We start from the raw sequence: 26,491 nt of genomic DNA, 5'->3' as shown, positions 1-26,491 counted from the left end.
GAGCGCGTTTTAGCATCGGAGAACTTCGGCGCTTGGTCTTTTGGCCATTTAGGTCTGAGGTTCTTATGTGCAGACTTCTGCGCCAGAGAACGCGTTTTGGGGGAATTTATATGCAGCGTTTTGCAACTGGATCCAAGCGTTGGTGGTTACTGATAGCATTAGGCTTTTTCGCTTTTATGACAAATCTTGATGGCTCGATCGTCAATATTGCGATTCCGATTATGGCGAAGAACCTTGACGTTTCAGCGAGCCGCATGGAGTGGACGGTCTCACTGTATCTGATCGTATTAAGTGCCCTACTGCTGCCGTTTGGCAAACTTGGCGACCGGATTGGCAAACGCCGAATTTTCAAATGGGGCACCGGTACCTTCGTGGTCGGGTCATTGATGGCGGGTATTAATCTTGGTTTCAATTTTCTGATGGTGGGTCGCATGGTTCAGGCCATCGGTGGTGCGATGACCTTGGCAAACACTTACGGGATTGTGACATCGACGTTTGCACTAGCCGAACGCGGCCGTGCTATGGGCGTTGTCAGCACGTTTGTGGCGCTTGGCGGAGTGGCCGGTCCTAGTCTCGGCGGTCTCATTTTGGCGCATTTTAGTTGGCCGATGATTTTTCTGATCAATGTGCCGATCGGCGTTGTCGCACTGGGTATCTCGCTGTGGTCAATGGATAACGGGGAACCGCAACCCGGCACGTATGATAAGTGGGGAATGCTGCTGCAGGCCACGGCCATCGCCAGCGGTTTCTGGGGCCTGAATTTGGCTCAACAAAGCGGCTTCGGCGACCCAGTGGTGCTCGCTACCTTTGCTTTGGCCATCATCAGTCTGGCAGCATTCCTGATCTTTGAAAATCATCAGAAGACGCCGTTGTTGCCAATGAGTATTTTTCGAGTCCGCATTTTCACTTTAGGGGTCCTGACCGTCTTCTTCATTTTCATGGTTCAGTTTTTCAGCACCGTTTTAATGCCCTTCTACCTCGAAGATGCGCGCGGTTTAACGCCAGGCGCTGCTGGCACCTTGCTGTCACTCTATCCATTGATGATGGTCTTCTTTGCACCATTCGGCGGCTGGTTGGCTGACAAGTGGCAGGTGCCGGCCGTTGCGTTGCTGGGCAGCCTGCTTATTGCGGCCGGCAGCATTGTCGGCGCATTTTTAAAATTGGATGCACCGCTTATGGTTTATATTATCAGCACCCTTTTGATCGGTATCGGCAGTGGGCTGTTCCAGTCCCCCATCGGCGACGTGGTCATGTCAGTGGTGCCAAAAGATCAGCTGGGCATCGCCGGCAGTTTCAACGCACTGGCCCGTAACCTTGGCATGGTCAGCGGTACCGCGGTGGCGACAACGGTTTTGTTTGGAACGATGAGCCAGCTGGCCGGTAGTCGGGTCACCACTTATCCGACGAACCATCCGGAATACTTTATCACTGGCCTTCAGATCGCCATGTTGGTTGCTGCAGGACTGGCATTGTTAGGTGCCATTGCGATTGCGTTGACGATTAAGCCTTGGCAAGTACATGAGAAGAATTGATGGTTGAGGTTCTTACAATACTTTTCTCTTCGGTTTCTAACCGCGCCAGTTCACGCTCTTTCGGAAAAGTGCTAGCATTAGATTGCTAAGCACTTTTCGAGGAGGAACTTGACACATGGAGAAGCATCATTCGACCACCTTGCTTACATGGGGCATTCTTTTGGTGGGGGCTAATTTGCGCTTGCCGATTACCATGATTCCGCCGCTGCTGCCGACGATTGAGCATACGCTGGGGTTACCGGCTTCTATGGCCGGTTTATTAACGACGATTCCGCTGCTGATGTTTGCCTTGGCATCGCCTGTTATCGCCAAAATGGGGAATCGCCGCGGTAACGAGTGGAGTTTGCTTGTTGCGCTCGTGATCTTGTTACTCGGCAGTTTGTTACGGATTATTCCCAGTTTAATCGCTTTAATCGTTGGCACGTTGCTGATCGGCTTTGGGATCTCTGGTGGGAATGTCTTATTACCGGCAATTATCAAAGATCAGTTTCCGCAGTCAATCGGCGCTAAAACCAGCTTGTATACCGTGACCATGGGACTGGTCGCTTCGCTGGGGACCGGCTTGGCTGGCCTCTTAAACCAGCAATTTCATATGAAGCTGACCATGGCGGCTTTTTCACTCGTCGGCGTGGCCGGCCTCGTGATCTGGGCATTGGCGTTGCGCACCTTGCCACCGGTCAAAACCTGGCAAGGCAGTGCCCGCAAGAATGTGGCTGTCTCTCATTCACTGTTGGCTTGGTGGATTGCTTTATTTTTTGGCCTACAGAGTTTTCTCTATTACTCCCTCCTGACCTGGTTGCCGAGTCTATGGCAGGCTGCTGGCTTCTCACAACTAACCGCGGGCAACTTGGCTACGATTTTCCAGTTAAGCGGCATGCCGGCGACATTATCCATTCCGTTTATTGCTGAACGCCGCCATGGCCTTGCCTACAGCGTCTGGGGCATCATGCTGGGGTTTGCACTAGGCGCCTTAGGCATTCTTATTCCCGGTGCCAACTTCGGCTTAAACGTGGTTTTCTCCCTGCTGATGGGCGTTGCGTCCGGGGCAGCATTTGCCATCTGCATCGTCTTCTTCCAAAAGAAAACGGCCGATGCATACGAAACTGCCAGTCTATCCGGCTTCGCCCAAAGCTTGGGATACTTATTCGCGGCAGTGGGTCCAATGCTTTACGGCTTTATCCAGACGCTCACCGGATCGTGGAATCTGCTTTTGTGGGTCACCGTGATCTTAACCCTGATCATGTTTGCGGTTGGGCTGATTATCAACGCCACGCCCAGCATTTTCAGTGCATCAGATCGAAAATAGCGTTTGCACATTAAGCTTACTTTTTCTAAACTGGCATTATGTTAGGCTCACACCATAACGCGTTCACCACCGCAGAAGTCTACGTGTAAGGACCTTGGTCGCAATGGTCAAAGACCGACCATCACGCCCAAGGCCACTTACACTCCGACTTCTAACCGCGGTGGCTCACGCTCACTCAAGACAAGGAGATTGACAAATGGCACTTACAACAACGATCGGAAAAAGCAATGTCGTTACCGGCAAGCTCGGGTTGGGCACTAATAAGGTTGGCGGGCATAATCTTTTCCCCAACTTACATGACGAAGACGGACTGGCAGTTGTGAAAACAGCGTTGGATCACGGCATCGACATGCTTGATACTGCTTATATGTATGGCCTTGGCCAATCTGAAACCTTAATTGGTCAGGCGATTCACGGCTATGACCGCGCCAAAATCATCTTAGCAACCAAGGCAGCCCAAGACCCGCACCAGGATCTAAAGCCCAACAACGACCCCCAGTTTTTGACCCAAGCAATTGATGACGCCTTGTTGCGGCTCAAAACCGACTACCTCGATATTTTCTATATTCACTTCCCTGACGAAAAAACCGATAAGGCCGAAGCTGTCAATGCTGTCGCCAATGCCCGCAAAGCCGGAAAAGTTCGCGCTATTGGGGTGTCTAATTTCTCACTCGATCAAATCAAAGAAGCGAATCAAGACCAGCAGGTGGATGTTGTGGAAGATAATTATAGCCTCGTGCACCGTGACGCTGAAACGAAGCTCTTCCCTTACCTCCGGGAACAACACATCAGTTTCGTTCCGTACTTCCCGCTTGCCTCTGGCTTATTAACTGGCAAGTATGGTCCGGATGACGCCGAAAAGTTCAGCGGCCGCTTTTCCGCTTCCCAGTTCAAGACGATTCTGGCCGCCTTACGCGAGGTTGACGGCATCGCGGACGCACATCAGGCAACCATTGCTCAGATCATGCTTGCCTGGTATATGAAGAATCCGGATATTGCCGTGGTCATCCCTGGCGCGCGCCTGCCGGAACAGGCTGCCAGCAACGCCGACGCTTTGAAAGTTCAACTGCGCGATCCGGAATATGGTTCTATCAATGAACTGTTTAAAGAATTTCGCCCTAAGTAACGTTAGCGGTCAAGACTGATGTCGATGTCGCGCTACAAATATTAAGCATGCAAAAAGGCAGCTTACCATTTCCGTTGCTCCGGAATGGCAGGCTGCCTTTTCTTTATGTCTTCTGATAGAAAACGCAATTTATTTTTTGCGGGTAAACGCCCGTTTCACGACTTGCCAGAAAGTCAGTGACTTGACAATCCGATCGGCAGGAATGTGCTCACGAATGGCGCGCAAGACTTTCTTGGCATCTTTTGCCGCAAACGTATACGTCCCGTTCTTCTTGGTTTTAATGGCAAAACGCGGAATCCATTTGCCCCTGAAGATGACAGACGCAATGACCCAGTTAACTTCATCCCACGGAATTTGATAAAAGTCATGCACATTTTTTTCGTTGAAAAATTCGAAGCCTTTATCGCCGATCATGATCTTGCCGTAGACCGGCATCCCCATAAAGGCAGTGCCTTCCATCACTAATTCTGATTTGGTGTTGATTGATTGAACCATTTTTTGCCATCCTTTTAGACTGATCTTGTGTGCTGTGGGAGTGTGGTTAAGCGCTCTGTATAAGAGGCTGAAGCCTAAATCTTACGCGGGTTGCCCGAAACGCCGCAAACGCGTTCGCTGGCGCAGAAGTCTGCGTGTAAGGACCTCTGGCGCAATGGCCAAGTTCGGGCCATCACGCCTAAGGCCACTTACACTCCGACTTCTAACCGCGCCAGCTCACGCTCTTCCATAAACGCGTTCGCGTGGCCAGAAACCTGCACATAAGGACCTTGGTCGTAATGACCAAAGACCGACCATCACGACCAAGGCCACTTATGCTCCGGTTTCTAACCGGCCACGCTCACGCTCTTCCATTATAAATCAAAAGCCCAGACTTTGTGTCTGAGCTTTTGGGCGTTTTGTTCGATTTTGGTAATTTGTCTTACATCAAACCGATGACGTGGAAGACAACCCCGACGACGAACAGGCCAAGGATAATGACGATTGGAGAAACCTTCTTCTTCAGTAACCACATGCAGAACAAGGTGAGCAGTAAGCCCATTAAGCCTGGAATCAACTGATCCAAGTTATCTTGTAACGTTGTCACTTTATTCTTTGTTAGTGACAGTCCTTGAGATTGCAATTCCAAAGCCTTTTGGATGCCAGCTTTACCACTTGGCAATGAACTCCAGTCAATGTAGGCACCCTTCTGGTTCGGAACATCCGAAACAACTGGCGTGAACTTGACGGAAACCCATCGATTGACCAGTGATCCCAGAATGAACATACCTAGGATTGTGGCACCCTTTGTAACTTCCTGTAGCAAGCCACCGGAAAGGTCTTCGGTAATCTTGCTCCCGGCTTTGTAACCAAATTCCTGAGTGTACCATAGGAACGCCATACGGATCGCATTCCAAAGTACGAAGTAAAGGATTGGCCCCATTAAGTTGCCGGCCATCGCCAGCGATGCGGCTAACGCACCGATAATTGGCTTAACCGTGAACCAGAACACTGGATCGCCGACACCAGCCAGCGGACCCATCATCCCGACTTTGACACCCTGAATGGCTTTGTCATCAATCGGGGCGCCATTGGCACGTTCTTCTTCCAGTGCCATCGTAACACCCAGAATCGGTGATGCCAGATATGGGTGAGTGTTAAAGAATTCCAGATGCCGTTTTAAAGCAGCTGCGCGGTCTTCTTTGGTGTGATACAAACGTTTCAGCGCAGGAATTAAGGTGTAAGCCCAGCCACCGTTCTGCATACGTTCGTAGTTCCAAGAACCTTGAAGGAAGGTTGACCGCCACCAAACCTTAATTCGGTCGCTTTTTGTGATATGAACTTCTTCAGCCATGTTTGTCAACCTCCTTCTCAATAATTGTCAATAATGTCGCCGACAGGATCACCGGCACCACTATTATTTGAGCTGCCGCCATTACCTGAACCGCCGCCTTGCTTGGACAGTGCCAAGTAAATCAGTGCTAAGGAAATACCAATAGCACCAAGGCCGATTAAGGTAATTTCTTTGACAGTCGCCAGAACAAAACCAATAGCAAAGAATGGCCATACTTCGCGGGTCGCCATCATGTTAATAACCATGGCATACCCAACGGCAACAACCATGCCCCCGCCAATGCCAAGACCTTTGGTGAGCCAATCAGGCATTTGTTCAAGCAATGCCCGCACTGGGCCGGCACCAACGGCAAGGATCAAGCCGGCTGGGATGGCAATCCGCAAGCCCTGCATGCAGATCGCAACCCATTGCCAGAAATCAATTTTACGGAAACTACCTTCTTCAGCAGCGCGGTCCATGATATGAACAATCGCGGTTGCCAAGGTACGAACCAAAGTGGTCAGCAACAAACCGGCAACGGCCAGTGGAACCGCAATCGCGATCGCTGAGCTAATGCCTTTAGTGCCCTGACCGCCAAGAACAAGAATAATAGCTGATGCAACTGATGCCAATGCAGCATCGGGTGCGACGGCCGCGCCAATGTTGGCCCAGCCTAAGGCGATCATCTGCAACTGCCCGCCAAGCATCAAGCAAGGGGTCAAGTCGCCGGTCACAAGTCCGATCAACGTGCACGCAATAACTGGCTGATGGAAGTGGAATTCATCCAAAATACCTTCCATACCAGCAAGGAATGACACGATGAGGACCAGAATGATTTGAATAAAATTCAAAGTCATAAGTCTTCTTCCTCCATTTCAAAAATTACTTCTGCGCATTCAGTTCGTCTTGAGCTTTCTTCAAAATCGCGTTCATATCATCCGGATGATCGGATGGCACTTTACGAACGTCGAATTTGACGCCATCTTTGGCCAGTTCGTGGAAGGTGTCGATATCCTTCTGATCAAAGGCCAGCACTTTATTAGGCTGAACCTTACCGACTGAATGTGACATTGACCCGATATTAAGCTCCTTAATCGGAACACCGCCCTGAATGGCACGTAATGCGTCTTCAGGGGTTTCAAATAATAGCAATGCGCGTTGACCGCCAAAATGCTTATCATCTTTGGCCAACTTAATCATCTGATCAATCGGAACAACATGTGCCTTGACGCCAGATGGTGCCGCTTCCTTAATTAGGTTCTTCCGCAGCTCGTCTTTTGCCACTGTGTCAGAGACAACAATAATCCGCGTCGGGTTCGTGGTCTTAGTCCAAGTGGTTGCAACCTGACCATGTAACAAACGTGAATCAACCCGGGCCAGAACATACTGGAATGATCCCGGTTGGCCAGCATTGGCTGTACTTGGTGCGGCAGCTTGAGCAGCTGGCTTCTTCACCTTATCCAGTGATTCTGGCTTAATCTTGATACCGTCACGTCCGGCTTCAAGTAAATGTGCGGCAATGTCTTGTGCAGAATCCATTGACAGCCGCGAGCCATAAGCCTCAATCAGCATCGGCAAATTCAGTCCGGTCACGATCGCCCATTTATCCTTGTGTTCCTCATAAATCGTGTTCGCTTGGTTAAATGGTGATCCGCCCCACAAATCGATCAAAAACAAAACTTCATCGTCTGGGTCGAACTTAGCGATCGCATCTTCGAGGTGCTTGTGCAAGTCATCCGGGCCTTCATCGGGCATGAAGGTCACAGCTTCGACTTTTTCTTGCTCACCGAAGATCATTTGACCGGATTGCTTGATGCCAGCAGCGAATTGGCCATGACTAGCAAGAATGATTCCGACCATTATTACGCCTCCTAAAAATTTGTGGTTGCCTCGAAAATAATATCTGCAAAAAACAAAAATAATCAAAAATACAAGGCTTCCCAATAAGTTAGTATGACTTCCTCCGCGCCGCTATGCAAGCATTTTCACTTAAAATGAAATTTAAAAAAAGAAGCGCATACATTCAGTACGCACTTCTAATTGGTATCTATCAAAATTGGTATATTGGTCGATACCAATTAATTCAAAGCCTGACTAGGCCTTTTCTGACTGGCCTTCGGAATCGGTAAAGACTGGATCGGCAATGCGCGTTCCTACCAATAAGAGCACTAATAATAACACGGCTGACAGCGCCGCCATGAGCATCCAGCTTGCCGCAGCGCTCACGACATTTGCCAATGTGAAGAAAACCACTTGACCGACCGGCATACCTAAAAGTGCCACTAGGTTAACGACTCCTGCCGTTGTCCCCATCTGCTGTTCAGGAACGAGCCGCATCATCACCGTCGACACCCGCGGGTTGATTTTTCCCATGAGATAGGATGTCACAAAGCTGAATCCCATGACGGCAGCAAGCGAACGGAAAAGAAAGAAACTAAAACTAAGCCCAATCATCGCCGCTGTCAAAAGACTCAGCAGTTTGAACGTACTGAGCCGCTGCAGGCCATCCTGCGCAAACAGTGCGCCTAAAATCAGCCCTACCGAGAAGACGATGTTCAACAACGCAACTGTCGTACCAAAATCACGCAGCCACATGCCAGGTTGCTGGACCAGGGATACCGACATTAAGCCATCCACCGATGAGCCCAGTGTATTGACAAACATTGCGAAAATGATGACTGCTAAAAGAAAACGGTTGGTTGCAAGAAATTTGAGCACATTGCCAATATTTTTGAGAATCGGCTGATGCGTATGCGCAACAACTGGTGGCTCGGCCTGTTTTAAGCGACTCTTTTCCCGGGTTATAACCCAAGCTGCGAGTAAAAACGTAACAGCATTAATCCCGCCAAACAGCGCATAATTGTGGTTAAGTAACACAATCAGGCTTGCACCGACCGCCTGAAAAACCATTTGAACCGTCGTCCCGGTCGCGCTTTGAAAACCGATCGCCGTGTTCAGTTCTCTAGCGGGAATCAGCCGATGCAACAGTGGCAGCACCAGACCATTCCCATATTGTCCCAGGGTGTCAGAAAGTATATTGATGCCAAGCAACAGCAAAAATAATGGCAAGCTGGCAGGCAGCAAAATCATCCCTGCCAACCCTAGGAAAAGCAACGTTTGACCGACGCGCGTGGCCACCATATGGCTGGTTTTGGCCTGGGTTCGATCGGCCAGATTGCCAGTCACCAGTGACAGCATTGTTGGCAAGCTGGTGGCCATCGCTGCCAATGTGACGGCCAGACTTTTAAACGGCATCGTGGCCGCGTAAATGATAAAAACGATGTTATACAGACTGTCGCCAATACCGCTTAACAAACTTGCATTTAAAATGGCGCGATAACCCCGATTATTGAAATATTCATGCATGTTGCTACCTCCCTGCAGCCAAGCATGTCATTTTCGATTCGTACTTGGTTTGTACTTTGAGTGTAAGCAGGATACACTCAAGGCGAGGTGAAATTCCACTATGGTAGAAAAAATCAATCCCACTGACGGCGCCGTCTTCCGCCAACTCCGGCGCAACCATCATCTGACCTTGGCACAGGTAGCCGATGCGCATAATTCCATTGCTTTCATTAGTAAGTTCGAACAAGGCCGCTCCAATATCAGCTTTGCCCGCCTAAGTCATCTGCTCTTCCGCATCAATATTTCGGTGGAAGAATTCATCTTCATTCGCGATCTTCAGGCAGGCGCCGTACCGCCAACGACTCACACACGGTTTGTTTACAACACTTTAGTTCACCGCGACTTTGAAGAGGTTATCGCCTATCAGGATCGCTTTAACGTTGAAAATCCCACGCTAGCAGACTATCAATATTTATTGAAGCAAGAAAAGGTTTGGCAGAAACGATACGAGCACGACCACAACCGCCAAACCCAATTTGAACTCATTAGCATCCAGATTTTCCGCCTCACCATGATCGATCGCGTCAAGCCGCCTGACCAGCCATCACCATTCAAAAATGTGAGCGACGCCATGGCCCAATTGCAGGAACGCGCCAAGCCGCTGGTCAGCTATCTCTACTTAGTTGAAACTTGGAATTACTTTGAACTTTATTGGTTCCGTCATCTCATGGTCGCCTTACCTGCTGAAACCATTCAAAACTTGTTGCCAATAGCGATGAAGCGCTCGGAAAAATATCGCGCCTTCAATCAAATCGGCAATCTGCGGATTCAGACGCTCTTCTCCGCCTTCACCGTGTTCATCAACACACGCCACCTAACCGATGCCAAGAAAGTCCTCACCACTGCGGAAAAAATTTTGCATGACACAAACGACCTCTCAAACTCCGCCCTCCTCTTATTTCTCCGCGGCTGGTACCAAGCCGTCATCGGCCAAACCAGGGCCGGCTATGAGTTATGCCAACAAGCCATCAGTTTGGAGCATATTTTGGACCAACCGACGCAAGAACGGTGGCTGCGGTACTTATTAAAAGTCGTCCGCATCAATATCAAAGATCCGCAGGGTGGCGCATATTTTCTCTGACTAAGAGCCCTTTATCGCGTCAGAAAAGGTGCCCCCGCTTTCTTGGCTCAGGACGTTTCACGTGGAACATAACAAAAACGGACCCACAATCAACTTATTTTCGCTGATCACGAGTCCGTTACAAACTGCTACTATCCTAAATTTCCAAAAACCGAACTCAGGCTTCCTTCCCACACCGCTTTGCCTCAGCCAAGGCCTCCAAAGCCGGCAGCCAACTTGCTGTCCAGTCCGGTGCCGCAACCTCATTCAACAACGCCTTCAGTTGGGCAAGCTCTTGCCAACCGCGCACTGCCATGCTTTTATCCGGTGAATAAATCATCACTAAACGCTTGGTGCAGGCAATCTGAAACTCAACCCCCATGTCACCAACCGTGGCCTGCCGAATTAACCCAAGCGTTTCCTGCGCATTGTCCAACTGTCCCGCAGCAATATACCGCAGCGAAGCGGTTAAAAACGCGCGATTAGCCAGATTCAAATGATCCTGTGGCGTGTTGGGGGTTTTCACTTGGCTTGCAATGGCCTTGATCAGTCCTTCCAAATCCTTCATCGCGATGATGCCGGTTAGCTGAAGCGCGATCAGCCGCAACAACAGTGACCATTCCGTTGTATGCGTCAACAACGACCACGCTTGTTTACGTTCACGGGCCAACACTGAAAAGCGTTCCGGCGCATGGTTATGCAGCGTCAAATGCAACAGCAACCGTTGATTAGTATTCGCCAGCGGCAACTGGCGTAAGATACCTGCCAACGCCTGAACATCTGCCTGCTGTGCCGCCACCAGATAACGGTGCAAAAATGGTAATGGTGCATCCGAGCGTGAAGGCGTGAACGCATCCCAGTCCAGATTCAATCGATCCAGCAATAGGAAAAAGCGATCGGCGGCCAACTGTGAGGTACCATTTTCAAATTTTGAAAGGCTTGATACCGAAACAATGTCGCCAGCAGCTTCTTTTAACGTCAGCCGCCGTTCTTTACGCAATCGTTTGAATTGTTCACCGATCGTCATTTTGCCTGCGCCTCCTCCTTCAGGAATCGTCGCCAACTTTTCGTCAATAACTGGGCAAAAAACGGTGAGTCCAATAACGCTAGCGTTGCCAGTAAGTTTTTAACCGCAGTTTTGGCCGCCCGATGCTGGCCGCGATGATAAGTCAGCAGCTGCTCTTGATAGCGCAACATGATCCGCGCATAGAGATCATCGGCCGGAATGGGTAAGTTCTTGGCGACGTTGAGCAGCCGCACAGCATCCACAAACTCCCGACGATGAATCAGCAAGGCGATGCTATTCGTCAAAATCGCCCACAGATACTGGTTCCGGGTTGGATGGCCCTTCACATCCGGCCAGTCCAAAACCAGCTCCATGACCAAACTCATCAATTGCTCATGGTCGTATATCACCAAGGTGGCGGCAAAGAGATCAAGCTCGTACAATCCCCAGTACCGAATCCGTTTTAAGTACTTGATGACATCGGCTTTCATCTGCGACGTTGTCTGAAAACTCGGGTCCGTAAACCCATTGTGGGCCAGAATATTAATCTGATTCAGTCGGTAAAAAATCAGGCCGGTTTGCCGCCACAAGCGATACTGCTTTTGTGCTAACGCCTGTAACGCTGACTTACCGGCAACCGTGGCCCGATTAACCTGTTGGAAAAAATTCTCCGGATTCAATGCCCGATAGCCTTGTTGCATCAACTCAACATCTTGGTCAAAGCGCGTTAACAGTTTTAAAACAACGGCTGCACTGAGCTGGGTCTCCCCCCGTTCAAAGCGTGACAAAGTAGCGGCCGTCGTAATCCCGGCCGCAATTTCTTCCAATGAGTCATTTTCCTCAAGACGCAACGCCCGTAAATAGGCCCCGACTTTGACAGGCTCCTCCGCCATCAGCACCCGCCCCTTTTTATGAGAAGTTTATTAGACAAATTTAACACGTTTTGCCATTTTTTCAAAATCGAAATATTTTTCTGTGCGTTGCATTTGTTAATCTGTATGTTTTTATTTTTAGTCTGTGCCTATTTTTAAACTTGTTAACCATTAACGCTAATTGTTACAATGGGCGCGTATTTATGTAGCCCAGTTTTTTAGAGCATTCAAAAGTCTAAAGAAGGACAGATAATTGGGGAAAATAATATCCATTGGCGGTTCACTGCTAAAGCACTCTCTTCTCCTCACAGGCATCTTACTGCTTGATATCTTAACCGAATTCCATGATTTTTTTACAATCAGCAAATTGCAGCAAGACCAATATGAAGTTCTAGTGATTGAACTAATATTAAAAGGGGCATTCATTTGGTTTCTTCATTGGCTGTATTTCCGGCAATTAAAACGTTTTAATCCAAATGGTTATGGCCTAAAGCCACTTTCGAGAAAGAACACGCTTATATTTCTCATTGGGGTTGCGTCTCTCTTCGCGTTGCTGTGTGTTGAATCTCTCACGCCTTTCAACGCGGACAATGCCACGAATCAGGTGCTTGTTAACAAATTCATTCGAACTGCGCCACTATTAGCTAGTGTTGACGCTGTATTAGCGGCCCCAATTATTGAGGAATTTATATTACGCGGCATTTTCTTTAACTATTTTGTCAACAAGAACACTATTATGAGCAAAATTTTCGTTGTCTTAGTCTCTGGCTTTGTGTTTGGGTTGCTTCATGAACCTCATTTCACCGTCAATCTTTTAGTTTACTGCACCATGGGATGGCTATTTGGTTCCGTTTACGCGCTTACTGGGGATTTACGCTATAGCATCGCACTGCACATCCTTAATAACGTCTTAGCTTTTGTCTCTATGTTTTGACAGAGGTTCAAAAATGCTTCTCGTAAGTATGCCTGCAAATATAATCTTCTCCCACCATAACGCGTTCACTGCCGCAGAAGTCTGCGTGTAAGAACCTCAGGCGCAATGTTCAAAAACCGGCCATCACATCTGAGGCCACTTACACACTTACACACCGACTTCTAACCGCGCCAATTCACGCTCACATCCAATTGACATCCACCTCCCATTCCGCTACACTCGATCTTGACATTTAAATACACCACCAAGAAATAGAGGTTGCGGTGGGCAACGAAAACTGGGGAGTGCCGGATCATGTTGAACCAGTCGTAAGTGCCGCCGCCGAAATGTCGGGCCGTGTTCGGACGATCCGCATTGGGCCATGAGCGCATAACTCATGGACTGTCGAAGCAGGTTGCTTCGGGGCGCTATGATTCTGGTTTATGACTAAAATCGATAGAATCGACCTTTATTGCTTGTCCAATAAAGGCCGATTTTTTGGTTCCAGCTCTATTTCCCACTACAAGAAGGGAGAATGTCACACATGAAAAAACACTGGGTTGCACGTTTGGGTGTGCTGGGGCTCGTATTGAGCCTATTGCTTGGCGGTTTTGCCGCTAAACCGGTCAATGCTGCGAGCGACGACAACACATTCAAAGTCGGTATGGAAGCCGGCTATGCACCGTTCAATTGGACACAGAACACAGATGCCAATAACGCGGTCAAGATTCAAGGCAGTCATGAATACGCTAATGGTTACGATGTTCAGATTGCGCGGAAAGTCGCTAAGGCACTGCACAAGAAAGTCGTCGTGGTCAAAACCTCTTGGGATGGCCTGCCGCCTGCTTTAACTTCCGGCAAAATCGATGCCATTATCGCCGGGATGTCACCAACACCGGATCGGCGCAAAACGATTGATTTTACCAATCCGTACTATATTTCCAATCTGACCATGGTCGTCCGCAAAGATAGCAAATATGCAAAAGCCAAGAGCATTGCTGATTTTAAAGGCGCCAAAGTGACAGCTCAACTCAGTACTTATCACTATCAGGCGATCAACCAAATCAAGGGGGTCGTCAAGGAACCGGCCATGAATGATTTTCCGGCGATGCGGGTGGCCTTGGAGTCCGGCACCATTGACGGCTACGTTTCCGAAGTTCCTGAAGGGATCACGGCAGAACGCGCCAATCCGAACCTGATGTATATCCATTTTGCGAAGGGTCAGGGGTTTAAAACCGATGCCAGTGACACCAACCTGGCAATCGGGTTGCGGAAAAATGATCCCAATAAAGCGAAAATCAATGAATTGCTCGCTACGATTTCCCAAAAAGAGCGGGCTCGTCTGATGAACGAAGCGGTCGATAATCAGCCTTCGACCGAAAAAAGTGGCAACTGGTTCATGGCCATTATGAAGCAGTACGGACCGATGCTCTTGCGTGGTACCGGTATGACGCTGCTGCTGGCATTGGTCGGCACGCTTGTCGGCTTCATCATCGGCTTGTTAGTCGGCATTATTCGCACCACGCCCAAACCCAAAAAGCTGGGACAACGCGGTTTGCGGGCGGTTATCAATTGGCTGCTTTCCTTGTATATCGAAGTCTTCCGTGGCACGCCAATGATTGTTCAGGCAGCGGTCTTGTATTATGGCGCCGCCCAAGCCTGGCATCTGAACATGGATCGCACCACCGCAGCGCTTTTGATTGTTTCGATTAACACTGGCGCCTACATTTCCGAAATTATCCGTGGCGGAATTATTTCCGTTGATGAAGGACAGTTCGAAGCGGCCAGTGCGCTGGGCATGACGCATCTGCAAACCATGATGAAAGTCATCCTGCCGCAAGCGGTTCGTAACTCCCTGCCAGCGGTCACGAATGAGTTCATTGTGAACATTAAGGATACGTCCGTGCTGTCGGTTATCTCGGTTTCCGAACTATTCTTCAGCGGCGAAACCATTGCCGGACAAAGCTTCCAGTTCTTCCACACTTATCTGATCGTCAGCGGCATCTACCTCATCATGACCTTCACCATCAGCCGCCTCTTCCGGCTCATCGAAAAACATCTCGACGGACCCAAAGACTACAACGTGATGAACAATCAAATGCAGGTTGAAACGCCAAAAATCGGCACCGCAAAAGAGGGGGACTAGCTCATGGCAAGCGAACCATTAATCCAAGTTAAGAATCTCAAAAAGAGTTTTGGGAACCACGAAGTCCTGACCGACATTAATTTCAACGTCCAAGCCGGCGAAGTTGTTTCAATCATCGGTCGCAGCGGCTCCGGCAAGTCGACCCTGTTGCGCAACATCAACCTGTTGGAAACCCCAACTGGCGGCGATATTCTTTTTCACGGCAAAAGTATTCTAGGCGAAGACGTGAAGTTAAGCACCTACCGCGCCAAAGTCGGCATGGTGTTTCAGAGCTTCAACTTGTTCAACAACATGACCGTCTTGCAAAACGTAATGGTTCCGCAGCAAACCGTCTTAAAACGCGACGCTGCTGCCGCCAAAACTCACGCGTTGGAACTGTTGAAACAAGTCGGCATGGATCCTTTCATTGCCGCTAAACCGGATCAGCTCTCCGGCGGGCAGGAACAGCGGGTCGCCATTGCCCGCGCCGAAGCAATGGATCCGGAAGTGCTCCTGTTTGATGAGCCAACCAGTGCGCTGGATCCGGAAATGGTCGATGATGTCCTGAACACGATGACAGCCCTGGCACACACTGGCCTGACCATGATCATCGTCACTCACGAAATGGCCTTCGCCCGCGATGTTTCCGATCGCGTTGTCTTCATGAACAACGGCATCATTGCCGAGTCCGGCACGCCGGATCAAATCTTCGGCAATCCGCAACAAACAGCGACCAAGGAATTCCTGAAGCGTTACTTGAACCGGGTTTAAGCAGAAAAAATACGGACCAAAAGAGAGCATTCATCCCCTCTGGTCCGTATTTTTGTGCAATTGGCCGACCTCCAATACCCGTCAGCCACCGTCTAACGCATTTGTTGTGGCTTAGTTTATTTCTTCGAGTCCGGCTTCTGTTCCCGCTTCTTTTCCCGATGCTCACGCCATGTGTCTAAGCTCACCACGATGAAGAACAGGAAAAAGCCGCCGACCACGGACTCTGCCGTTAGCAAAAGGTAGCGCAACGCGAGGTAGCCTTTTCCGGCGGTGACGTCTTGATAGCCGACATAGCCAAACGTCATTAACACCGCTAAGCCCAGTACCAGCACGGTGTAAATAAGGGTTCGTTTTAAAATCCGTTTGAATGTCGTCATGGACGCGCCTGCTTTCTTTTGGTTAATTAACGATTATCTTTCAAAATGGTTTCGGCCTGCTTTTGCAGCTTGGTTAACACGGTTTTAGGCTCGGCCTTTTTGGAAACGGTCTGGTCAACGGCATCCAGCAGGTTGTTGCGGTAAGTGTTATAGCCAATGAATGGTGTCGACGAGAACGCATCATCATAAGCATCGACCGCGGCCTGGTAGTTCGGGTTGGCTTTTAGATAGGCTTGATAGTCACTTGACTTCGTGGCGGTTGACACAACCGGCACGTACCCGCTGGCTTTGGCCCACTGCGTCTGAATCTTGGTGCTCATCAGAAACTTCATGAACTTAACCGCACCCTTGATTTGATCCGCGGAAGCTCCTTTGAAAACTGAAATCCCGTTGTTGCCCAGAACCGAACTGGATTTGCCGTCAAAACTCGGCATTACCGCGGTTCCCCAGTGCATGCTCTTAGGTGCCGTTGATGCAATCTGCTGAATCGTGGCGCTAGAGCCGAAGCCGGCAAAAATTTTACCTTGAACAAATGGCACATTAAAGTAATTATCCAGTCCTGCTGTGACAGCTGTCTTATCCTGCAGCATGCTGGTGATCGCCGTCATGGCGTTGATGCTAGACGGCGTGTCAATCTTAGCCTTGTACTGCGGGGTAATCAGCCGATTGCCGGCATCATACGCTAATGTTTCGAATTCAAAATCATAACTCTTATTAAACGCAACACCTGTGATGCCATCACCTTTAAGCTGTTGCCCGATTTTGGTCAGCTCTTCCCACGTTTTCGGCGCAGTGAGGTGATATTTTTCCAGGATGTCCTTGTTATAAAACATCAACCGCGTCCCGGTGGCAAACGGAATCTGATAATAATTCCCCTGATACTTCAGGTTCGTGGCAATGCCGGGATAAATCGACTTCAGCTCAGCGGCGGAAAACTGAGATTTTACCTGCTTATCAATGTTGACCAGCATCCCGTCATGAACGTATTCCGGAATGATCGTATCCGTCACCTGCCCGATCGTCGGTAAAGTTTTGGACTTCGCCGATGCTAAGTACTTCTTCTGCAAATTGTCATACGAACCCTGCGATGTTGCGACAACTTTGTATTGCTTTTGACTACTGTTAAATGTCTTGATATACCCTTCCAACGCCTTGTTGTAATTACCGGTCATTCGGTGCCAAAAGGTAATCGTCACCGGTCCTTTGGAAGTCTTCTGCGCCGAACTACCACTGCTGCAAGCGGTCAGCAACAAGACCATCAATGCAGTCGCAACGCCAAGCAACCAACGTCTCTTCATCATATGTACCCCCATTATTGTCGTGAACGCATCGTGTCGTTGTGGACAAGACCCGCAAACCGCCGATCCCATCCGGCTGTCAGTACATCTTTTTAAAACTATATACAGTATACCAATACTTACCGCAAGCGGTATCTTTTGCGCAAAAAAAAGAAAGCTGCTCTGCTTTCTTTTTGCATTTATGTGAAGGATGGGACATGATTTTCGGTAGCAACGTAAAAACGAACCAAGTTCCAAAAAAATGGAAGTCAGTTCGTTGAAAATACTCAAATATTAGTGCCAAAGCGGAGCAATCGTAGGCCAGATGGGGCTCAGTGGTGAAATCATTGTTGGCGGTTTACCGCCTACAATGAGGCCGATCTTTGAGACTCAGCCGGTTTTGCTGAGGCTCAAAGTCGTGCCCACCACGTTCCAGCACCATCTGGCCGGAGATTGCGGAGTTTGGCACGGCATAGAACACAATGCTTAACCCTTCTTTTTGCACATGCGGTATTATGCTTGTTCTTCCGTTAATTTAAGATAGAAATTCGCCAATGTCATACTGCGGTACGGGATGACCCAGATGGAAGCCAGCCCCATGGTAATCAACTCTAACAGCCACCAGCCCAGAAAACTCAGCAATAACACAAAGTAATCCCACTTATGGCCAGACATCAACTCCCGGCTGCGGGTCACAGCTTCGGTATAGCCAATCGGTTGGCCGCTGTCAATCGCATCCCGATAAATCCATTGCGCCTGTGAATACGCCATCGCCTTAACAATCCCCGGGACAATCAGCAAGAACATCCACAGAAAAATCCAGACCCATTGCAACAGCCCGATCAACAAGCTCCCAAGAAAATATTCGCCGCGTTCAAAAATCTTGAACATCTGCAACCAACTAAACTGATGATCCGACCGACCGCGAAGACCATCGATCATCGCAAACATGACGCCAATCATCAGCAACACACCCAACAGGCTCAAAAAGATAACAATTGACTGCCACATCTGCCAATATTCATTCACGCGGCCGCCTGTGACCGTGAATATATCTCCCCGCAACAGGGTATGCCATTCCCCGCGATGTACTTCATGTACGGAAGGAAACGGCACAAGCGTCGCGAATGCCATCAAAAGTAATGCCGGTAAACTAATGCGCAGATAATAGCTAAAGTTGGGATTCAATTCCGCCTTGGCTTGATTCTTTAACGATGTCCGGTCCACAGACAACTCCCCCTTAACTGTGATTGCCTCATACAGTTGCTGGGAATATCATAACAGAAAAGCGTATTTTGTTATACAAACTTGAATGGGACCTTCGGATTAAGGTGCGGCTTCGCTTGCAAAAGCGTAAACTCATCACCGCTTATGGTTAACTCGGTTTTCGAATCGAAGAATCCGGCCGCATAGCTTTTGATTAAAACCGGTCCTACTGGGGAGTCAAGGTGCGCATCAAATACATCCGGCACATTACGGCGTGGCAATATCAGGAGACTGAATTTAGCTTGCGATGTATCATGATACTGCCGCGAGTAAGGCCCGATGCCATCATTCAAATCCAAAACCAACACCCGATCTGCGTGTAAAAGCGGCGCTAGTCGGGCTGCTGCCTGTGCAGATATATTAAGCTCCATATTTCACCCCCACAAGTACAATAATCCTTGTCGCCCACATTATGGAACGGATTGCCCTAGGATACAACCAGCTTGTAAAAGTTTAACGAAATGCCTAAAATTGGTGTAATGAACCACGATGCTATTCTGTCAGTTAAGACGAGGTGTGCCAATGAATATCTATTCGGCTTTAAAGTTTATCCAGATCGATCATGCGCAAGTCAATCACTTGCAGGTTGTCGTCACCGACCAAAGCGGCAAGCCTGATGCCGGCATGACCGATTTATTAATCGACTGCCTCAACAAGATCGATATTTTCGTTGATCTCAGCACCACCGACCGCGTCAGTGACGTCATCGACGATCTCAACCTGCTCACGCCGCTGCCATACGATGTTCTCGAAGAATACCAAAAAATTCTCGAGCAGCCCATCAACGGCATCAACGTTGCGATGAAAAAGCAGTTGATCGAATTCATTTATGCGCCGACCGTTTGAATCAGCGGCGCCAACTGCTTCTGCTGTTTCATTTTAACAAGCTCGCCTCTCTGCCAGCAATCAATGCTGTTTCAGATAGGTGGGCTTTTTTAGTGTGAGCGTGAGCCAGCCCGGTTAGAAATCGGAGTGTAAGTGGCCTCAGGTGTGATGGCCCGACCTTGGCCATTGCGCCTGAGGTCCTTACACGCAGGTTTCTAACCGGGCTGGCGAACGCGTTATGGTGAGCGTGAGCCAGCGCGCTTAGAAGTCGGAGTGTAAGCGGCCTTGGGCGTGATGGCCCAGGCTTAGGCCATTGCGAACAAGGTCCTTACACGCAGACTTCTGCGCTGGCGAACGCGTTATGGTTAAGCGACAGCCATTTCAAAACGCACGCACTCGCTTCAATCGAATCCGTGTGGCAAAAGCATCGTGATAAGTTCATTTTTATGACAACAACAGTTTCGTTTGTCGCCATTTTCTGCTATCCTGACGAAAACGGAGGCGAAAAAATGAACGAAACGGGACATGCTTTGCCAGCCAACATCAAATTTGTCTGGCGCGCCGATATATTCATCTGGTCTTTCAATTTTTTTGTTGTCGGCTTACTTTTGCTCATCGCCAGCCATTTTTGGCATTGGCCTTCATGGCTAGGTCTTGGCGTCATTGGGTTAACGGTGCTGCAATATATTATCCGGCGGGCCCTCGTGCCTTATCGCTATCGATTTTTGCGCTACAACATCACCCCGACCGCAGTTTTCCTTCAAAAAGGGTTCTTCTTCCGTAAAAATGAAGCGATCCCGATTGCTCGCATTCAAAATGTGACGTTGGAACAGGGACCGCTTCTCCGCTGGCAGCAACTGCAACAGGTCAACATCGAAACTGCCAGCACGGCCCATGTCATTGACGGCGTAACGGCATCCGTTGCCGATCAGTTACGGACCCGGATTTTGACACTGGCACAGGAGGCGCGCGATGAATGAACAACCGCACCGCCTTGCCCCTGTCGCATTACTGATACTATGGGTCAAAAATGTCATCGCTTTATGGCCAATATTTGTCGGCGGCTTATTTTCGATGTTCGGTTCCAAAATGAGTTTTAAAGAACTGCTGTTTTGGCTAGCCTTGATTCTTGGGAGCGTCATCTTAATGCTCGCGTGGTCAATCCTGCGTTATTTGCGTTTCACCTATTTAGTGGCGCCAGATGGCTTAACCATTCGCAGTGGCGTCTTCATCCGTAAGACCAACCATATTCCGTACGACCGTATTCAAACCGTCCAGCGCCAGCAGTGGTTCTTCTTGAAGCCACTTGGGCTGGAACAGGTCTCCATCGAAACAGCCGGAAAAGAAACCAGAAAAGCGGAAGGCCAACTGGCAGCTGTGCCGACAGCGGTTGCCGACACCATCAATCGTTATCGCCAAGGAATTGAGCCGGAATCGGCAATATCCACTACTACAGAGACGACTGATGCCGATGCCGCCACTCGGACCCGCGTCGTCAACGCGGACCCGGTCCCGGACGCTGCCTACAAAATCAACTCCCACGACCTTAATCAATATGCGCTCACATCGCTTGGTTTCATCCCCATCATTACCGGGATCCTTTGGGTGTTGGACAAGGCTCAGGAATACCTGCCGGACAGCTGGTACCAGCAAGCTGAACACGCCATCACAGGTTTAGCCATTTACCTTTTGATCGGCTTAAGCATCATCGTTTTAGTGTTGGGATTTGCTGTTTCTTATTTGAACATCCTGCAAAAATATTATCGCTTCACGCTCGATCGCACGGGTAACGAACTGCGCACCAGTCGCGGCTTTTTCCAAACCAACACGGTCAGCGCCCGTCTATCCCGCGTGCAAGCGGTTCGGTTTAAACAAAGCATTCTCCGCCAATGGTTTCATCTCACCACCGTTCAGGCGTTGCTGGCTTCCGGCGCAGCTGATGATGAGCAAAATAACGATCTGGTCCTGATGCCGGTGATCCGGCAGCGCTCAGCCATGACCGACATGCGTAAGTTCATCAGCTGGTTGCCGACAACAATACCGGAACTGCAACCGATTCCGGTACGAAATCGCTGGTACTATGTGCGTAACATGGTACTAGGGAATCTCGCTTTTATTGTCGCACCGATTATTTTGGCGAGTGTTTTGTGGCTGCACGTCAGCTGGTGGGTCTGGTTGCTGCCGGTTGGCGGACTGTGGCTACTCATCATGGCACTCCAAGGCCAATACGCCGCAACAAACGCTGCTATCGCCATTGCGCCGCCAGATCAACTCGTCATCCAAGTCGGCGAAGTCTGGACCCGCCAGCGCTACTATGTCCGGAAAAAAGACATCCAGGCGATGAGCTTAGCGCAATCCATCTGGATGAAACCGCGCGGCGTTGCGCACTTAAACATTCATGTGCGAAAAGGCAATAGCGATCAAACGATTACGTCTCGCTACATGAAAGCTGACTTAGCCAAGGAAATTTTAAGTTGGTATCAGCCACTGCCTTAGTCTAGGTACATGAAGTTAGGAGCTTGCCATGCTACTGAATAAAATTCAATATACGCCGCCACTTCAGGCAACATCCTACCCATTCAACCTCCCTTGGCAAGCGCATTTCCGTGAACTAAAGCTAACGCAGCCGGTGACCATTTTGACCGGCGATAATGGCAGCGGCAAGTCAACATTGCTAAACGCGATCGCCGCCAACTACAACGCCATCTTGATGAGCGGCGCGTCCCTCGAAGATGATCCTGAATACGACACTAGCCGGGCATTGGCGCACCAGCTCAAGTTAACGTGGACTTATCGCACCAAGTCCGGCTTTTTATTCCGCGCTGACGATTTCATTTCATTCATTCGCGCCACCCGCGGCCGCATTAAATATGCCCAGGCTCAGCTTGAACACTTGGCGCCCAAAAGTCTGGAACGTCTGCCGTATCTGAATACACTGGCAGAAGTCCACCACCTTTATAAAGTCGACTTAGACACCCTATCACACGGCCAAGCCTTTCTCGCCTTATTTCGCGCCCGCTTACACGCAAACGCCCTATATTTGCTAGACGAACCCGAATCGCCATTGACCCCGGAAAATCAATTGAGTTTGCTAGCTTTGATTCATGAAGCGGTCACGAGTGGCGCACAATTCATCATCAGCACCCACTCGCCTATTCTAATGGCCTACCCTGATGCGCAGCTATTGGCCTTGGGTGACATGCTTGCACCCATTCAATACGACCAGATCGAGCACATCACTGTCCTCCGCAGCTTTTTGAATGACCCGCAGCGATTCGTTTATCATCTGTTACATGATTAAATCATTGTCATTAGCGGCAAAAATGTTTTAAGGTGGCACTAGGGCATTGTCTGGTATTGGAAAAATCCGGAGTTTATCGCCCCTTTTGCACCGATGACTGCCGGAGATGCCTGTGAGAGGAGAGACATTTGCATGCTTACATCAGCTTGGACCAAGCAATTACCGTTAGATCATATCACCTCGATCACCCCAGTTGGCGGAGGTGATGTCAATAAAGCTTATCGGGTCGACACCTCTGAAAAACCATATTTTCTGCTCGTTCAGCCCGGCTATCCCGCCAGCTTCTATGCTGGAGAAATTGCCGGTTTAAAAGCCTTTGAAGCCGCGCAAGTGTTAGCACCGCGCGTCATCGCTAACGGTAGCATTAAAGGCGACGGTTATCTGTTGTTAAGCTTCCTGACCAGTGGCCACGGCTCCCAACGTGAACTCGGGCAACTTGTCGCCCACCTGCATCAGCATCACGAACCCGCCGGCCGCTTCGGCTTCGACTACCCTTATGCCGGCACGAGCGTATCCTTTTCTAATGATTGGACTGATTCGTGGGCGGACTTGTTCATTCACCAACGGCTCGATAAACTGGCCGCTCACATACTGAAAAAAGGCCTGTGGCAGGTAGACGATCAGGCAACGTTTGACCAGGTTCGAACCATTATCAGCAAGACCCTCAGCCAGCATCACAGCGAAGCATCCTTACTCCACGGTGACTTATGGGGTGGCAACTACATGTTCACGGCAGATGGTCAGCCGGCGCTCATTGACCCCGCGGCTGTCTATGGCGACCGTGAACTGGATATCGGCGTGACCACTGTCTTTGGCGGGTTCAACCAAGAGTTCTACGCCGGCTACCAAGAAACCTACCCACTCGATCCTGGTTACTCTTTCCGACTCGACTTCTACCGGTTGTATTACTTAATGGTGCATCTCGACAAGTTCGGCATGGCCTACGCCGGCAGCGTGGCAGCAGTCATGGACCGCATTCTCGACCATGGCGTGCCGGAGAATCAAGAACGAAACAAGTAGCATGCCAACATGAATGGGAAAACATTTTGACTAAGCACCCACTATTTCCCGGGAAATCCTCAAAAATTGCCAATCAAAAAACGGTTCAGAAGAGACAAGCTTGTCTCACTGAACCGTTTTTGTCGTGTCACTGGCAAATCCTTACCCTAACACTAAATTCTAAGCATTCAAGACCTTATTCAAGAAGTTCTTGGTTCGCTCTTCTTTTGGATGCTCAAAGATATCTTCAGGCTTGCCTTGTTCAAGGATGGTGCCGTTATCAAAGAAGACCACCCGATCGGCAACTTCTTTGGCGAAGCCCATTTCGTGGGTCACAATCACCATGGTCATCCCTTGCTTTGCCAGCCGCCGCATAACGCCCAGTACGTCACCGACCATTTCCGGATCCAACGCACTGGTCGGTTCGTCAAACAACATGATATCCGGATGCATAGCCAACGCCCGCGCAATCGCGACACGTTGCTGCTGCCCGCCGGAAAGCTGCGCCGGCATCGCATCGGCCTTGTCTGTCAGGCCAACCACTTCAAGCATTTCTTTGGCCTGCTTGACGGCTTCGTCTTTGCTGGCAATGCCCAGTTCGGTCGGTGCCAAGGTAATATTCCCCATCACGGACATATTCGGGAAAAGATTAAAATGCTGGAACACCATACCGATCTTTTCACGTACCTTGTTGATATCAGTGCCTTTATGGGCAATATCTTCGCCGTCGACAAGAATCTCGCCGCTTGTGACGGTTTCCAAACCATTAATCATGCGCAGGACGGTACTTTTCCCGGCACCGGAAGCGCCGATCATGACGACGACTTCATTGTTGGCGACATTCAGGTTGACGCCTTTGACCACATCGTTGTCACCAAAACTCTTGTGGACATTTTTCATTTCTACTCGATACTGACTCATGCTTTCACCTTCTTCTGAACCCAGTTACTTAGCCAGGTTAATAGCGTAATAATAATTAAGTAAATCAATGCCACCATCGTCCAGATCTTAAAACCTTCCATGTTACGGGCAATAATGATCTTCCCGGTTTGGGTCAGCTCTAACAGACCGATAATCGACAGGATGGAGGTATCCTTCAAAGTAATAATAAACTGGTTGATGAAACTTGGAATCATGATCTTAATGCCCTGTGGCAAGATAACCTTGCGCATGGCTTTCCCGAATGGCAGCCCTAAGCTGCGCGCGGCTTCCATTTGCCCGGGATCAACCGCCTGGATGCCACCTTTAACGAAGGCCGCTGTATAGGCCCCTTCATTAAGCGTCAACGTCACGATGCCGGCGATGAATGCCGGGACTTTTGACCCGATCAGACTCGGTACCCCGGTATAGATGAACAAAGCCAGGACCATCAGCGGTAAGCCACGGAAAATGTAAATAAACGTTGTTGCTGTGCCTTGGCATAACTTATTCGGGATAACCCCTAGAAGTCCGACCAGAATCCCGACCAATGTTGCAAAGAAGATCGCGACAATTGTCAACACCATGGTCTCACGCAAGCCGCCCATCAAGGTTGACCAGTTGGCCTTCAACAACCCGATGAACGAGCGGTCTGTCGTTTGACTGTTACCGGCAGCGCTCTTTTGTGATTTTGCACTGCCGTTGCCCAGGTACCGTTCGATAATCTTATCGTACTGACCATTGGCCCGTAGTTTCTTAAGGCCGGCGTTGAATTTGGTCATCAACGCCTGATTGTTCTTAGAAACCGCAAACCCATACGCACCTTCACGCGCCGGCTTCCCGACAATCTTTAATGCCATGCCATTATTAATACCATATTGCATCACCGGCTGATCTTCAAAACAAGCTGCCGAGTTACCGGTAATCACATCTTGATACATGTTATTGGAGTCATCAAAAGTAACCGTTGAAAAGCCGTACTTTTGCTTGACGCTGTTGGCATAATCCGCTGAGTCCGTGCCGGTCTTGATGGCAACCCGCTTGCCGCGTAAATCTTTCAATGATTTGATCGTGCTTTTCTTCGCCACGGCCATGACAACGCCGGACTTATAATACGGATCGCTCATCAGAAATTTCTGTTTTCGCTCTGGGGTGATTGACATACCGGCAATCACGCCATCAATTTGCTTGGCTTCAAGTGCCTGAACCGCTGCGTTGAATCCCAACGGCTTGACCTCGACCTTGAAACCTTCTTCCTTGGCAATTGCCTTGATGAGATCAAGGTCAATCCCCACATACTTATTATCCTGGTTCGCAAACTCAAACGGTGCAAAGGTCACATCCGTCCCTATCGTATACGTCTTCTGTGCTGCCGCCACCGTCTTGCCGGGGAGTAATGCCCCAAGCATTAAAGGCAAGGCGATCAGCAAACTTAGCAGCCACTTTCGCTTCAACCTAAACACCACGCTTTCTAATGATTACAAGCCCATTAGGCCGTTATTGCATACGCCAGTTGATGATCAACTGGTTGTGCGCTAAGCCCGCGTCTTGTCTGATCGACACGGGTATGATTCAACCACGTCTTCGTTCAAGTACGCGGCTAAG

25 protein-coding genes and 1 riboswitch are annotated in these 26,491 nt (G+C 49.5%); of the genes, 12 read left to right on the top strand and 13 right to left on the bottom strand.

What is annotated here, in order from left to right:
* Positions 1-110 precede the first annotated feature (110 nt).
* The 3 genes from GSO_RS06900 (at position 111) to GSO_RS06890 (ending at position 3,964) form a co-directional block, all read left to right on the top strand.
* On the top strand, positions 111-1,532 hold the full coding sequence (locus GSO_RS06900; protein ID WP_010490482.1) for an MFS transporter: 1,422 nt from the start codon (positions 111-113) through the stop codon (positions 1,530-1,532).
* A gap of 115 nt (positions 1,533-1,647) precedes the next feature.
* A complete protein-coding gene (locus GSO_RS06895; protein ID WP_010490480.1) occupies positions 1,648-2,838 on the top strand; it encodes an MFS transporter in 1,191 nt (396 codons plus the stop codon).
* A gap of 196 nt (positions 2,839-3,034) precedes the next feature.
* Positions 3,035-3,964 carry an aldo/keto reductase gene (locus GSO_RS06890; protein ID WP_010490478.1) on the top strand — a complete coding sequence of 310 codons (930 nt, stop codon included), beginning with the start codon at positions 3,035-3,037 and terminating at the stop codon, positions 3,962-3,964.
* 129 nt (positions 3,965-4,093) lie between these two features.
* Here GSO_RS06890 and GSO_RS06885 read toward each other — a convergent pair whose 3' ends face one another.
* The 5 genes from GSO_RS06885 to GSO_RS06865 all read right to left on the bottom strand — a co-directional run bounded on the left by GSO_RS06885 (position 4,094) and on the right by GSO_RS06865 (position 9,137).
* Positions 4,094-4,459, bottom strand: a complete 366-nt coding sequence (locus GSO_RS06885; RefSeq protein ID WP_010490477.1) for a DUF956 family protein — start codon at positions 4,457-4,459, stop codon at positions 4,094-4,096.
* A 421-nt stretch (positions 4,460-4,880) separates the two neighbouring features.
* Positions 4,881-5,792, bottom strand: coding sequence for a PTS system mannose/fructose/sorbose family transporter subunit IID (locus tag GSO_RS06880; RefSeq protein WP_010490474.1), 912 nt, complete (start codon positions 5,790-5,792; stop codon positions 4,881-4,883).
* A gap of 17 nt (positions 5,793-5,809) precedes the next feature.
* The gene (locus tag GSO_RS06875; protein ID WP_025013158.1) at positions 5,810-6,628 is read right to left on the bottom strand and encodes a PTS mannose/fructose/sorbose transporter subunit IIC; all 819 of its coding nucleotides are present in this window, start codon (positions 6,626-6,628) and stop codon (positions 5,810-5,812) included.
* A 25-nt stretch (positions 6,629-6,653) separates the two neighbouring features.
* Positions 6,654-7,631 carry a mannose/fructose/sorbose PTS transporter subunit IIA gene (locus GSO_RS06870; protein WP_010490470.1) on the bottom strand — a complete coding sequence of 326 codons (978 nt, stop codon included), beginning with the start codon at positions 7,629-7,631 and terminating at the stop codon, positions 6,654-6,656.
* A 234-nt stretch (positions 7,632-7,865) separates the two neighbouring features.
* Positions 7,866-9,137 (bottom strand): MFS transporter, encoded by a 1,272-nt coding sequence (locus GSO_RS06865; protein ID WP_010490468.1) that lies wholly within the window; start codon positions 9,135-9,137, stop codon positions 7,866-7,868.
* 100 nt (positions 9,138-9,237) lie between these two features.
* Here GSO_RS06865 and GSO_RS06860 point away from each other — a divergent pair, with 100 nt between their 5' ends.
* Positions 9,238-10,257 carry a helix-turn-helix domain-containing protein gene (locus GSO_RS06860; RefSeq protein ID WP_010490465.1) on the top strand — a complete coding sequence of 340 codons (1,020 nt, stop codon included), beginning with the start codon at positions 9,238-9,240 and terminating at the stop codon, positions 10,255-10,257.
* Positions 10,258-10,414: 157 nt separating this feature from the next.
* On the opposite strand, the gene GSO_RS06855 is transcribed toward GSO_RS06860, so the two are convergent.
* Both GSO_RS06855 and GSO_RS06850 read right to left on the bottom strand, forming a co-directional pair.
* Positions 10,415-11,263: a helix-turn-helix domain-containing protein gene (locus GSO_RS06855; RefSeq protein ID WP_010490463.1), complete on the bottom strand. Its 849-nt coding sequence runs from the start codon at positions 11,261-11,263 to the stop codon at positions 10,415-10,417.
* Positions 11,260-12,135 (bottom strand): helix-turn-helix domain-containing protein, encoded by an 876-nt coding sequence (locus GSO_RS06850; RefSeq protein ID WP_010490461.1) that lies wholly within the window; start codon positions 12,133-12,135, stop codon positions 11,260-11,262. Before GSO_RS06850 ends, GSO_RS06855 begins: the two co-directional genes overlap by 4 nt.
* 232 nt (positions 12,136-12,367) lie before the next feature.
* On the opposite strand from GSO_RS06850, the gene GSO_RS16220 reads away from it, so the two are divergent.
* From GSO_RS16220 to GSO_RS06835, 3 genes are all read left to right on the top strand, one after another.
* Complete coding sequence (locus tag GSO_RS16220; RefSeq protein ID WP_010490460.1) at positions 12,368-13,048, top strand: CPBP family intramembrane glutamic endopeptidase; 681 nt, start codon at positions 12,368-12,370, stop codon at positions 13,046-13,048.
* A gap of 244 nt (positions 13,049-13,292) precedes the next feature.
* Positions 13,293-13,466, top strand: a riboswitch (Lysine riboswitch).
* Between the two features lie 96 nt (positions 13,467-13,562).
* Positions 13,563-15,173 (top strand): ABC transporter permease subunit, encoded by a 1,611-nt coding sequence (locus GSO_RS06840; protein ID WP_029345545.1) that lies wholly within the window; start codon positions 13,563-13,565, stop codon positions 15,171-15,173.
* Positions 15,174-15,176: 3 nt separating this feature from the next.
* Positions 15,177-15,923, top strand: coding sequence for an amino acid ABC transporter ATP-binding protein (locus tag GSO_RS06835; protein ID WP_010490455.1), 747 nt, complete (start codon positions 15,177-15,179; stop codon positions 15,921-15,923).
* Between the two features lie 116 nt (positions 15,924-16,039).
* Here the strand turns inward: GSO_RS06835 and GSO_RS06830 are convergent, their stop codons facing one another.
* The 4 genes from GSO_RS06830 to GSO_RS06815 all read right to left on the bottom strand — a co-directional run bounded on the left by GSO_RS06830 (position 16,040) and on the right by GSO_RS06815 (position 19,214).
* A complete protein-coding gene (locus GSO_RS06830) occupies positions 16,040-16,300 on the bottom strand; it encodes a hypothetical protein (RefSeq protein ID WP_010490452.1) in 261 nt (86 codons plus the stop codon).
* A gap of 26 nt (positions 16,301-16,326) precedes the next feature.
* Complete coding sequence (locus GSO_RS06825; RefSeq protein ID WP_029345544.1) at positions 16,327-17,601, bottom strand: ABC transporter substrate-binding protein; 1,275 nt, start codon at positions 17,599-17,601, stop codon at positions 16,327-16,329.
* A gap of 489 nt (positions 17,602-18,090) precedes the next feature.
* Positions 18,091-18,804: a DUF975 family protein gene (locus GSO_RS06820; protein WP_010490448.1), complete on the bottom strand. Its 714-nt coding sequence runs from the start codon at positions 18,802-18,804 to the stop codon at positions 18,091-18,093.
* Between the two features lie 71 nt (positions 18,805-18,875).
* Positions 18,876-19,214: an iron-sulfur cluster biosynthesis family protein gene (locus GSO_RS06815; RefSeq protein WP_010490446.1), complete on the bottom strand. Its 339-nt coding sequence runs from the start codon at positions 19,212-19,214 to the stop codon at positions 18,876-18,878.
* Between the two features lie 151 nt (positions 19,215-19,365).
* On the opposite strand from GSO_RS06815, the gene GSO_RS06810 reads away from it, so the two are divergent.
* The 5 genes from GSO_RS06810 to GSO_RS06790 all read left to right on the top strand — a co-directional run bounded on the left by GSO_RS06810 (position 19,366) and on the right by GSO_RS06790 (position 23,989).
* Entirely contained in the window at positions 19,366-19,689 is a 324-nt protein-coding gene (locus GSO_RS06810) for a hypothetical protein (RefSeq protein WP_010490443.1), read from the top strand.
* Between the two features lie 488 nt (positions 19,690-20,177).
* Positions 20,178-20,648: a PH domain-containing protein gene (locus GSO_RS06805; RefSeq protein ID WP_010490441.1), complete on the top strand. Its 471-nt coding sequence runs from the start codon at positions 20,178-20,180 to the stop codon at positions 20,646-20,648.
* The gene (locus tag GSO_RS06800) at positions 20,641-22,164 is read left to right on the top strand and encodes a PH domain-containing protein (RefSeq protein WP_010490439.1); all 1,524 of its coding nucleotides are present in this window, start codon (positions 20,641-20,643) and stop codon (positions 22,162-22,164) included. The genes GSO_RS06805 and GSO_RS06800 overlap by 8 nt, the downstream gene beginning before the upstream one ends.
* A gap of 28 nt (positions 22,165-22,192) precedes the next feature.
* Positions 22,193-22,969, top strand: a complete 777-nt coding sequence (locus tag GSO_RS06795) for an AAA family ATPase (RefSeq protein ID WP_010490437.1) — start codon at positions 22,193-22,195, stop codon at positions 22,967-22,969.
* A 132-nt stretch (positions 22,970-23,101) separates the two neighbouring features.
* A complete protein-coding gene (locus GSO_RS06790; protein ID WP_010490435.1) occupies positions 23,102-23,989 on the top strand; it encodes a fructosamine kinase family protein in 888 nt (295 codons plus the stop codon).
* A gap of 159 nt (positions 23,990-24,148) precedes the next feature.
* Here the strand turns inward: GSO_RS06790 and GSO_RS06785 are convergent, their stop codons facing one another.
* Entirely contained in the window at positions 24,149-24,889 is a 741-nt protein-coding gene (locus GSO_RS06785) for an amino acid ABC transporter ATP-binding protein (protein ID WP_010490433.1), read from the bottom strand.
* Positions 24,886-26,340: an amino acid ABC transporter substrate-binding protein/permease gene (locus tag GSO_RS06780; protein WP_029345543.1), complete on the bottom strand. Its 1,455-nt coding sequence runs from the start codon at positions 26,338-26,340 to the stop codon at positions 24,886-24,888. The genes GSO_RS06785 and GSO_RS06780 overlap by 4 nt, the downstream gene beginning before the upstream one ends.
* Positions 26,341-26,491: the final 151 nt, after the last annotated feature.

Origin of the sequence: Lacticaseibacillus zeae DSM 20178 = KCTC 3804, assembly GCF_000260435.1 — a bacterium.
Lineage (GTDB): Bacteria > Bacillota > Bacilli > Lactobacillales > Lactobacillaceae > Lacticaseibacillus > Lacticaseibacillus zeae.
This window is presented reverse-complemented; position numbering and strand designations above follow the sequence as displayed.

Bases quoted from the DNA above. Each gene is read 5' to 3' on its own strand.
- GSO_RS06885 (WP_010490477.1), bottom strand. From the start codon at position 4,459: ATGGTTCAATCAATCAACACCAAATCAGAATTAGTGATGGAAGGCACT.
- GSO_RS06880 (WP_010490474.1), bottom strand. From the start codon at position 5,792: ATGGCTGAAGAAGTTCATATCACAAAAAGCGACCGAATTAAGGTTTGG.
- GSO_RS06870 (WP_010490470.1), bottom strand. From the start codon at position 7,631: ATGGTCGGAATCATTCTTGCTAGTCATGGCCAATTCGCTGCTGGCATC.
- GSO_RS06795 (WP_010490437.1), top strand. From the start codon at position 22,193: ATGCTACTGAATAAAATTCAATATACGCCGCCACTTCAGGCAACATCC.
- GSO_RS06790 (WP_010490435.1), top strand. From the start codon at position 23,102: ATGCTTACATCAGCTTGGACCAAGCAATTACCGTTAGATCATATCACC.
- GSO_RS06855 (WP_010490463.1), bottom strand. From the start codon at position 11,263: ATGACGATCGGTGAACAATTCAAACGATTGCGTAAAGAACGGCGGCTG.
- GSO_RS06825 (WP_029345544.1), bottom strand. From the start codon at position 17,601: ATGATGAAGAGACGTTGGTTGCTTGGCGTTGCGACTGCATTGATGGTC.
- GSO_RS06900 (WP_010490482.1), top strand. From the start codon at position 111: ATGCAGCGTTTTGCAACTGGATCCAAGCGTTGGTGGTTACTGATAGCA.
- GSO_RS06840 (WP_029345545.1), top strand. From the start codon at position 13,563: ATGTCACACATGAAAAAACACTGGGTTGCACGTTTGGGTGTGCTGGGG.
- GSO_RS06835 (WP_010490455.1), top strand. From the start codon at position 15,177: ATGGCAAGCGAACCATTAATCCAAGTTAAGAATCTCAAAAAGAGTTTT.
- GSO_RS06815 (WP_010490446.1), bottom strand. From the start codon at position 19,214: ATGGAGCTTAATATATCTGCACAGGCAGCAGCCCGACTAGCGCCGCTT.
- GSO_RS06785 (WP_010490433.1), bottom strand. From the start codon at position 24,889: ATGAGTCAGTATCGAGTAGAAATGAAAAATGTCCACAAGAGTTTTGGT.
- GSO_RS06875 (WP_025013158.1), bottom strand. From the start codon at position 6,628: ATGACTTTGAATTTTATTCAAATCATTCTGGTCCTCATCGTGTCATTC.
- GSO_RS06865 (WP_010490468.1), bottom strand. From the start codon at position 9,137: ATGCATGAATATTTCAATAATCGGGGTTATCGCGCCATTTTAAATGCA.
- GSO_RS06860 (WP_010490465.1), top strand. From the start codon at position 9,238: ATGGTAGAAAAAATCAATCCCACTGACGGCGCCGTCTTCCGCCAACTC.
- GSO_RS06890 (WP_010490478.1), top strand. From the start codon at position 3,035: ATGGCACTTACAACAACGATCGGAAAAAGCAATGTCGTTACCGGCAAG.
- GSO_RS06850 (WP_010490461.1), bottom strand. From the start codon at position 12,135: ATGGCGGAGGAGCCTGTCAAAGTCGGGGCCTATTTACGGGCGTTGCGT.
- GSO_RS06830 (WP_010490452.1), bottom strand. From the start codon at position 16,300: ATGACGACATTCAAACGGATTTTAAAACGAACCCTTATTTACACCGTG.
- GSO_RS06800 (WP_010490439.1), top strand. From the start codon at position 20,641: ATGAATGAACAACCGCACCGCCTTGCCCCTGTCGCATTACTGATACTA.
- GSO_RS06810 (WP_010490443.1), top strand. From the start codon at position 19,366: ATGAATATCTATTCGGCTTTAAAGTTTATCCAGATCGATCATGCGCAA.
- GSO_RS06895 (WP_010490480.1), top strand. From the start codon at position 1,648: ATGGAGAAGCATCATTCGACCACCTTGCTTACATGGGGCATTCTTTTG.
- GSO_RS06805 (WP_010490441.1), top strand. From the start codon at position 20,178: ATGAACGAAACGGGACATGCTTTGCCAGCCAACATCAAATTTGTCTGG.